Annotated in this window: 8 protein-coding genes; 6 read left to right on the plus strand and 2 right to left on the minus strand. The window is 72.7% G+C overall.

The window, feature by feature from the left end; all coding sequences use genetic code 11:
* The first annotated feature begins 46 nt into the window (after nt 1-46).
* On the plus strand, nt 47-1,267 hold the full coding sequence (locus SSOG_RS41475) for a cytochrome P450 (protein WP_009720311.1): 1,221 nt from the start codon (nt 47-49) through the stop codon (nt 1,265-1,267).
* 54 nt (nt 1,268-1,321) lie between these two features.
* Entirely contained in the window at nt 1,322-1,915 is a 594-nt protein-coding gene (locus SSOG_RS41480) for a helix-turn-helix domain-containing protein (protein WP_009720312.1), read from the plus strand.
* A 12-nt stretch (nt 1,916-1,927) separates the two neighbouring features.
* Here the strand turns inward: SSOG_RS41480 and SSOG_RS41485 are convergent, their stop codons facing one another.
* Nucleotides 1,928-5,110 (minus strand): cytochrome P450, encoded by a 3,183-nt coding sequence (locus SSOG_RS41485; protein ID WP_009720313.1) that lies wholly within the window; start codon nt 5,108-5,110, stop codon nt 1,928-1,930.
* Between the two features lie 167 nt (nt 5,111-5,277).
* Between SSOG_RS41485 and SSOG_RS41490 the strand changes: the two genes are divergently transcribed.
* Entirely contained in the window at nt 5,278-5,961 is a 684-nt protein-coding gene (locus SSOG_RS41490) for a PAS domain-containing protein (protein ID WP_009720314.1), read from the plus strand.
* A 7-nt stretch (nt 5,962-5,968) separates the two neighbouring features.
* On the opposite strand, the gene SSOG_RS41495 is transcribed toward SSOG_RS41490, so the two are convergent.
* Complete coding sequence (locus SSOG_RS41495) at nt 5,969-6,727, minus strand: hypothetical protein (RefSeq protein WP_245606494.1); 759 nt, start codon at nt 6,725-6,727, stop codon at nt 5,969-5,971.
* Between the two features lie 273 nt (nt 6,728-7,000).
* Here SSOG_RS41495 and SSOG_RS41500 point away from each other — a divergent pair, with 273 nt between their 5' ends.
* The 3 genes from SSOG_RS41500 to SSOG_RS41510 all read left to right on the plus strand — a co-directional run.
* Entirely contained in the window at nt 7,001-8,194 is a 1,194-nt protein-coding gene (locus SSOG_RS41500; RefSeq protein ID WP_050800162.1) for an NAD(P)/FAD-dependent oxidoreductase, read from the plus strand.
* Complete coding sequence (locus SSOG_RS41505; protein WP_009720317.1) at nt 8,191-8,472, plus strand: (2Fe-2S)-binding protein; 282 nt, start codon at nt 8,191-8,193, stop codon at nt 8,470-8,472. Before SSOG_RS41500 ends, SSOG_RS41505 begins: the two co-directional genes overlap by 4 nt.
* On the plus strand, nt 8,453-8,768 hold a 316-nt coding region (locus SSOG_RS41510), incomplete at its 3' end, for an FAD-dependent oxidoreductase (RefSeq protein WP_039940002.1). The genes SSOG_RS41505 and SSOG_RS41510, both read left to right, overlap by 20 nt.

Here is an 8,768-nt window from a genome sequence, read left to right on the forward strand (position 1 = left end):
ACGGCGTTCCCCGGAAGAGTCCGCAGCCGTTCCGAGGAGGACCATCGTGAGTGCCCCGTCGTCCGCGCCCCACCAGGCCCATCAGGCCCACCAGGCCCCGCCGTACCCCAAGCAGCGCGCCAACTACGTCGACCCCGCGCCCGCACTGATCACCGGCCCCGCCATCAGCCCGCTCCGGTTCGTCGGCGGCAGTACGGGATGGCTGGTCACCGGATACCACGAGGCCCGGGAGGTGCTGCGGGATCCGCGCTTCAGCGCCGAGCGGTGGCGCGGCGACGACACGGTGCGGCCCGTCTCGCCGAACGTCAGGGAGAACCGTGGCAACGGGCCGGGGTCGTTCCTGGCCATGGATGCCCCCGAACACGGCCACTATCGCGGGTTACTCACCCGCTACTTCACCGTACGGCGGATGCGCGCCCTCGAACCCCGCATCGACGGCATCGTCACCGACTGCCTGGACGCCCTCCAGGCCGCGGGGAAACCGGCCGACCTGGTGGAGCACTTCGCCCTGCCGGTCCCCTCGCTGGTGATCTGCGAAATGCTCGGCGTGCCCTACGCGGAGCGCGAGACCTTCCAGCGGGCCAGCGCGCAGATCCTGGTCCAGGACCAGTCGGGCGGCCAGTTCGACCAGGGGATGCGCACGATCACCGGCTTCCTCGGCGAGCTGACCGCCGCCAAGCGGCGCGCCCCCCAGGACGATCTGATCTCGTACCTCACCTCCGTCGGTGAGCTGTCCGACGTCGAGATCAACAACATGGCGGCGCTGCTGCTGATCGCCGGTCACGAGACCACCACCAACATGCTCAGCCTCGGCACCTTCGTCCTGCTCCAGAACCCGGAGCAGATGCGGCGGCTGCGCGAGGACGACGCGCTGGTGCCCGGCGCCGTCGAGGAACTGCTGCGCTACCTGAGCATCGTCAACGCCTTCCCGGTCCGCATCGCGCTGGAGGACGTCGAGATCGGCGGCGTCACCGTCACGGCGGGCCAGAGCGTGGCGGTCTCGGTCCCGGCCGTGAACCGGGACCCCGCTCTGGTGGACGATCCCCATACGCTCGACGTCGGCCGCCCCCGCAGCAGCCACCTGGCCTTCGGATACGGCATCCACCAGTGCCTCGGCGCGAACCTGGCCCGGATCGAGCTGGCGGCGGGCTACCGCGGACTGCTCGGCCGGTTCCCTGACCTCGCGCTCGCGGTGGCGCCGGAGGAGGTGCGGATGCGCAGCGACATGGTCATCTACGGGGCCCATGAGCTGCCCGTCACCTGGTGATCAGGTGATCATGGAGACTTGACAAAACGTCTTGCCGCACCGGCAAATGGGGGGATGGCAGACGAGGACATTCCCGAGGTGCTGAACGCCGTCGGCCCGCGGCTGCGGGCGTTGCGGCGCGAGCGCGGAGCCACCCTGGCTCAGCTGAGCGAGACCACCGGGATCTCGCTCTCCACCCTCTCGCGGCTGGAGTCGGGGCAGCGCAAGCCCACCCTGGAACTGCTGCTGCCCCTGGCCAAGACCTACGGCGTCCAGCTGGACGAACTGGTCGGCGCGCCGCCCACCGGCGACCCCCGCATCCATCCCCGCCCCTTCACCCGGCACGGGCAGACGTTCGTGCCGCTGACCCGCTACCTCGGCGGGCTGCACGCCTACAAGCAGATCCTGCCCGGCCGGAAGACAGGCGCCGACGTCCGGCCGTCGCAAGCGGTGCACGAGGGGTACGAGTGGCTGTACATCCTCTCCGGCAGGCTGCACCTCGCCCTCGGTGAGCACGATCTGATCCTCACCTCGGGCGAGGCCGCCGAGTTCGACACCCGTACGCCCCACGGCTTCGCCAGCGCGAGCGCACAGCCCGTCGAGTTCCTCAGCCTCTTCGGCGCCCAGGGCGAGCGCATGCACGTACGCGCCCGCCCCACCGGCGACTGAGCCGGGCCCCGGTCACCCGGCGTAGACGTCCTCCACGAAGCGGCCCTCGGCCATCAGGGCGTCCAGCCACCGCTGCGCCGCCGCGTCGTCGGCGCCTGGGGTGTGGGCCGCGTACACCGACCGGAACGCCTCCCGCACCCCGGGGGCCATCCGGGCGCCGTCGCCGCATACGTACACCGCGGCGCCCTCCGCCAGCAGCCGCCAGATCTCGGCGGCGTCGGCGGCGATGCGGTGCTGGACGAAGCGGTGGCCGTCCACCGGGGCCTGGCTGAACGCCGGGCGCATGGACACCGCGCCGACCGCCTCGGCGGCGCGCAGCTCCTCGCCGTGCAGATAGTCGGCGTCCGGCGCGTCGCAGCCGAAGTAGCACAGCGCCGGGGCGAGCGGTGTGCCGGACTCCACGAGCGCCCGCCGGTCGGCGATGGTGCCGCGGAAGGGGGCGAGCCCGGTACCGGCGGACACCATGATGACCGGCCGGTCCGGCGCGTGGCCGATGCGGAACGCGTCCCGGCAGGGCTGCACCCGGGCGAGCACGGTGTCCCCGGGCCGCACCGCGTTCAGATGGCCGGAGCCGGTGCCCTGGAAGCCGCTCGTCTCGTCGCGCAGCAGCGACACCATCAGGTCGACGTGGCGCGGTGAGACGGCGGGGGAGGACGAGACCGAGTAGTGGCGCGGCCGCAGCGGCGGCAGCAGCTCCAGCAGCACCGGCCAGGTCAGCGTCTCGCGCAGCGCCGGGTTGGCCTCGATCAGGTCCAGCAGGGTGCGTTCACCGGGGGCCTGGGCGGCGAGCGCCGCCTTTTCCGGCGGGCAGGGGTTCAGCTCGGCGAGCAGGGCCAGCTGCTCGGCGTTCGGACGGTGATTCAGCTCCACATGATGCGTCAGCAGCTCCCGTACGCTGACCGGCCGGTCCACGGCCAGCGAGCCGCGGCGGGCCGGGCGGGCGGGCACGATGCTGAGCACGGTCCCCGGGTCGGCGTGGAGCAGCTTGGCCGCCCGCGTCACCAGCTCCGGGTCGTTCGACGGGAGCACCGTGAGGTGGTCGGCGGTGCGGTACGCGACCCCTTCCGGCAGGGCCAGCCGCACGAACCGCTTGACGCGCGGATACGACGGATCGCTCAGGCTGTCGGTCTCGGTGACCTCCATCGCCACCATGCCGTGCTGCCGCGCCAGACCGTCCAGCGGCCCGCCGGTGACCTCGGTGACGGTGTACGCCGGGCCGTCGTCCGCCGCGTCGGCGGCCGGGGCCGCGCCCACGGTGGCCGGGTCGCCGTGGCGCTCCAGCAGTGCGGTGCGCAGCCGCTCGGTGAAGTCCCGTACCGTGCCGCTGAGATCGCCCGAGGCGTCGGCCGCGGCCCGGTCGATGAGCCGGGTGGCGCCGAGGGCGGCCAGCCGCTCGTCGATCAGGGTCGGCACGCGCTGGTAGGTGGCGGCCCAGTTGCGGTCGCCGACGCCGAGCACCGCGTACTCCACGCCGTCCGCCGCGCCCGGCTCGGCCGTCTCCAGCCAGGCCAGGAAGGCGGCGGCGTCATCGGTGGGCTGCCCGTTGTAGGAGGCGGCGGTGATGACCACCGGGCGGTCGGTGGGCAGCCCGCCCGCGTAACGGTCGAGCGGGGCGACCTCGGTGGCGCAGCCCAGGCCGTCCGCGGCGGCGGCCAGATCCTCGGCGAAGGAGCGGCAGGTGCCGAAGTTGGTGCCGAACAGCAAGAGCGCGCCGGTGTCCTGGCGTACCCGGGTGGGCAGCGAGGCGTCCCGCGCGGGCGCGCTTGTCGCCACCGCGGCGGCCCCCACCGCCCGCTCCTCCGTGGTGCGGGGGATCAGCCGCAGGGTGAGGCCCTCCGGCTTGAGGGTGAGCGACTCCTTGACGTGGAGCCGGTAGTCCGCGTGGTCGATCAGCCGATAGCGGTGCACCAGCATCGCGAGCAGCATGGTGGCCTCGTGCAGCGCGAACTGCCGCCCGATGCAGGCCCGTTCGCCGGTGCCGAACGGCTTGTACGCGTGCACCGGACGCGCCGCCTCGGCCTCCGGGTCGAAGCGCGAGGGGTCGAACAGCTCCGGGTTGTCGCCCCACACCGCGGCGCGGTGCAGCATCGGGGTGAGCACGATGGCCGGCTGCCCGGCCCGCATCGGAACGCGCCCGCCGAGCATCGTGTCCTCGCGCGCCTGCCGGGAGAAGGCGGCCGCGGTCGGCCACAGCCGCAGCGCCTCGTTCAGCACCTGGCGGGTGTAGCGCAACAAGCCCACCTGCTCGAACGTGGGCTCCGGGTCCGCGTCGGCGCCGAACAGCGCGTCCGCCTCCCGCTGCACCCGGCGCAGTTCGCCCGGGTTCTTGGCGAGGTAGTGGAGGGCGAAGGACAGCGCGCCCGAGGTGGTCTCATGACCCGCGATCAGGAAGGTGATCACCTGGTCCCGGATATTGGCGTGGTCCAGCGGGGTGCCGTCGGACGGATGCGTGGCACCGAGCATCAGCCCCAGCAGATCGTCGGTGCCCGACTCGCCCGCGGCGACCCGGGCCTGGATCACCTCGTCGACGACGGACGTGAGATACGCCGTATCGGCGCGGAACGCCTCGTCCTGCTCGCTGTAGTCCACATCCGGGCGGCGCGCCACCTTGCGCATGCTCCACTCCAGGCAGCGCACCATGGCGCTGACGAACGGATGCGGCTCGTCGCGGTCGAACGAGCCGAAGTCGTAGCCGAACCCGGCCAGCCCGATGGTGTCCAGCGTCATCCGCGTCATGTCGTCCGTCACCGCGACCGGCTCGCCGCTCGCCGCGCGGGCGTCCCAGGCGTCGATCACCCGCCGCGCCACCTGGAGCATCACCGGGTGGTACGTGCGCATCGAGCCGAGCGCGAAGGCGGGCATCAGGATGTCATGCGCCTTCGCCCAGTTCGGCTCGTCGTTGTACGCGGTGAACAGCCCGTCGTGGGTGAACTCCCGGACGTTCTCCAGCGACTGGTTGACGTACTTGGCGAACCGCTGGTCGTCGCACAGCTCGGCCACCAGATCGGGGTCGCTGACGAACAGCATGTCGGTGCCGTGCAACCGGCGCCGCAGCACCGGGCCATGGGCCCGCGTCAGCTCCATGGCCTGCTGGATCGGCGTGTTGTTCGTCTGCGCGGAGATGTCGACCAGCGGGACGCCGTCGGAGCTGTCGCCCTCGGCGGTCCCGGCCGGAAGGAGGGGGGTTTCGGTCATGACGATGCGATGCCTTCCGTACGAGGGGATGTCTCCAGCCTCGCCCCGCCGACCCGGGCCGCCCGCCCGTCGCACTACATGATTTTGTAGTGCCGAATGGTGTGATCGACTTGTGCACGCGCCGTTCGCGGTGTCAAGAGGAGTGACGTACGAGAGCGAGGTCCGGCATGGACGAGCCCGAGGTGCCGGAAGAGGCCAGGAGGATCCTCGGCGGTGAGCACTGGGTCGTCTGGCGCAACCGCTCGCTGCTGCTCTTCGACCGGGTCCCGGTGCCGTGCGCGGTGTGCCGCACGGACGGCGAGATCCTCTTGGCCAACCCGGCGATGGCGGCCGAATGGGGCACCGCCCCCGGGCAACTGTCGGGGCGCAACGTCCTGGAGCTGTTCCACCCCAACGCGGCCGCCCAGGTGCACCGCATCGTCGAGGCGGTCCGGCTCGGCCGCCGCTCCCGCTATCCGATCGAGGTGCGGTGGCAGACGCCGGACGGGGCGCGGCGGCACGGCGAACTGACCGCGGACACCGTGAGCGACACCGACAGCCCGATGTGGCTGCTGGTGCTGCTGCGGGTGCTCGGCGAGGAACCCCGGGCGCGGGGCGATGGTGCGGTGGACCCGGCCCCCGACGAGGCGGAGCGGGCCGCCCCCATCGAGGTCCGGATCCTGGCACTCGCGGCGGGCGGCCACACCACCGCCCAGATGGCCCGGCAGACCGGCCTCACCGTCGACGGGGTCAACTACCACCTCACCCGGCTCTCCCGGCGCTGGGGCGTCGGCAACCGCGCGGAGCTGGTGGCCCGGGCGTACGTACTCGGCGTGCTGGCCCCGGGCGTCTGGCCGCCGGAACCCTCCTGAGGGTGGCTCAGCCGCGAATGGTCACCCCGTGGTGGGTACGCAGCCGCCGCAGCTCCCACAGCGACAGCGCGGTCACCGACAGCGGACCGCCGAACGCGGCGGCCAGCTGGGCGGGCAGCGGCCCGTTGGGCAGCCCGTCCGACAGCAGGTTGAAGCCCGCGATCAGCCACACCAGCACTGCGGTGAGCACGGGTGGCAGCGCGGCGTGCACATAGGCGGTGTTGAAGGCGCTGCGCGCGACGTACGCGGAGGACAGGAAGAGGAACACCAGCGTCCACGGCAGCCCCACCATCAGCGGCAGGCCGACCGCGAACAGCGTCACGCCGTGCAGCCCGTGCAGCAGCGCCGTCTGGCCCACCACATAGATGAAGGCACCGAAGGCCGCCAGGATCAGTACGTACCAGCCCACCGTCTTGAGCGGGCCGCTCAACCGGGAGCGCAGCTCCGGTCGCCGGTGCGGGGGCGCGTAGAGGATGAAGCCGAACACGACCAACGGGCCGGTGAGCAGGAGCAGGAGCGGGGTCGCGAAGAGATTGGCGGCACCGTCGGTCGCCGCACCGCTCCAGCCGCCGTCCGTCCCGTACATGTAGATGAGCGCCAGGCTCGCGACGATACCGAGAACGGAGCGGGTGAGCTGGACCTGGTCGACGAGATGGTCCCGGACCCGCCCGCCACCCTCCTTGTCGAACAGCCGCTTCGCCACGCGGTTCGCCGAACGGACCAGCGGGATGAGCGGCGAGAGCAGCCACCACCGGCGGCGGCGCACCGGGGCCGGCGGATACGGACCGGGCGGCTGCGGAGGCACACCGTACGGGGCGGGCGGCGGCGGACCGTAAGGGTTCGGCGGCGGCGGACCGTAGTACGGATTCTGCGGCGGCGGCCCGTACGGCCCGCCTCCCTGTCCAGGATTGTTCGGCGGCTGCCATCCCCCCGTAGCCACGTGCACCCCTCTCTCGACATGTGCCGTGGCGGCGAATTCTAGCCATAGTTCGTCGCCGCACCCTGGTCAGGGATAGTGCAATATGACATGCTACCGACCATGACCGGTACGAGTTCCCGACCCGGCATTCCCCGCCCCCCGGATGTGCTCGTCATCGGGGCGGGCGTCATCGGCGCAGCTTGCGCGTATTACTGCACGTCAGCGGGGTTGCGCGTAACCGTGGTGGAGCGTGGCGCGATCGGCGGCGGAACCACCAGCGCATGCGAGGGCAACATCCTGGTGTCCGACAAGGAGACCGGACCCGAACTGGACCTGGCGCTGCTGTCCTCCCGGCTGTGGCGGGAAATCCGGGGCGATCTCGGGGCCGCCGCCGTGGAATACCACGCCAAGGGCGGTGTGGTGGTGGCCGGTTCGGACGCCACCGCGCGTGGACTGCGGAGGCTCACCGCCGAGCAGCGCGCGGCCGGGGTCGAGGCGGAGGATGTCGGCCCGGACGAACTGGCCGAGCTGGAGCCCAACCTGACCCGCGAGGTGGCGGGCGGTGCCCACTATCCGCAGGACGCGCAGGTCCAGCCTGTGCTGGCCGCCGCACATCTGCTGCGCCGCGCCCGCGCCCGGGGCGCGGCCGTTCACACCGGGATGAACGTGACCGGCTTCCTCCGCGACCAGCACGGCGCTGTCACCGGAGTGCGCACCGACTCGGCCACCCTGCCCGCCCTGCACGCCCGATGGGTCGTCAACGCCGCGGGCACCTGGGCCGGGCAGCTCGCCGACCTCGCCGGGGCGCCGGTGCCGGTGTTACCCCGCAAGGGGTTCATCCTGGTCACCGAACCGCTGCCGCGCGTCGTACGGCACAAGGTGTACACCGCCGAGTACGTGGCCAACGTCGCCAGCGACGACGCCGGTCTGGAGACCTCGGTAGTGGTCGAGGGCACCCGGGCGGGCACCGTCCTGATCGGCGCCAGCCGGGAGCGCGTGGGATTCGACCGCACCGTGGCGCTGCCCGTGCTGCGGAAGCTGGCGGACCAGGCCGTCGGTCTCTTCCCGTTCCTCTCCGACGTGGCGCTGCTCCGCAGCTATCTGGGCTTCCGCCCCTACTGCCCCGACCATCTGCCGGTGATCGGGCCCGACCCCCGCGCCCCGGGCCTCGTCCACGCCTGCGGCCACGAGGGCGCCGGGATCGGCCTGGCCCCCGCCACCGGCCATCTGGTCGCCCAACTGCTCACCGGCCGGGCACCGGATCTGCCCCTCACACCGTTTCGCCCGCAGCGATTCGCGGAGGCCGCCGCATGAACCGGACCCCGTTCACCTTCCGCTTCGACGGCCGGACCATCGCCGCCGAGCCCGGCCAGAGCATCGCGGCCGCGCTCATCGCCGACGGGCAGCGCTCCTGGCGCCGCACCCGCGAAGGCGGCCGTCCGCGCGGGATGTTCTGCGGCATCGGCGTGTGCTTCGACTGCCTGGTGACCGTCAACGGGCGCCCGAACCACCGCGCGTGCCTGGTCGAGGCCGCGCCGGGGGACGTGGTGGAGACCCAGGAGGGAGCGGGCCGTGGCCACCTCGCCTGCTGAGACCGCTGAACCGGCCGAGCCTGCGGGCGTCCCGTACGACATCGCGGTGCTCGGCGCCGGGCCCGCCGGGCTGTCCGCGGCCACCGCCGCGGCGGCCCACGGCGCCCGGGTCGCGCTGCTGGACGCGGCGCCCCGCTCCGGTGGCCAGTACTGGCGCCACCGCCCCGCCGACGACGGCGCCGCGCACCACGACTGGCCCGCCTTCCAGCGGCTGCGCACGGCTCTGGACACGTATCGCGCCCGGCTCGACCATCTGCCCGGCCACGCCATCTGGCACGTGGAGCGCACCGCCGACG

Source organism: Streptomyces himastatinicus ATCC 53653, assembly GCF_000158915.1.
In the GTDB taxonomy this organism is placed as follows: domain Bacteria; phylum Actinomycetota; class Actinomycetes; order Streptomycetales; family Streptomycetaceae; genus Streptomyces; species Streptomyces himastatinicus.

What these genes read in the sequence shown, in the direction of transcription:
- SSOG_RS41480 (WP_009720312.1), top strand. Translation starts at nt 1,322, where the DNA reads ATGGCAGACGAGGACATTCCCGAGGTGCTGAACGCCGTCGGCCCGCGG.
- SSOG_RS41485 (WP_009720313.1), bottom strand. Translation starts at nt 5,110, where the DNA reads ATGACCGAAACCCCCCTCCTTCCGGCCGGGACCGCCGAGGGCGACAGC.
- SSOG_RS41490 (WP_009720314.1), top strand. Translation starts at nt 5,278, where the DNA reads ATGGACGAGCCCGAGGTGCCGGAAGAGGCCAGGAGGATCCTCGGCGGT.
- SSOG_RS41500 (WP_050800162.1), top strand. Translation starts at nt 7,001, where the DNA reads ATGACCGGTACGAGTTCCCGACCCGGCATTCCCCGCCCCCCGGATGTG.
- SSOG_RS41505 (WP_009720317.1), top strand. Translation starts at nt 8,191, where the DNA reads ATGAACCGGACCCCGTTCACCTTCCGCTTCGACGGCCGGACCATCGCC.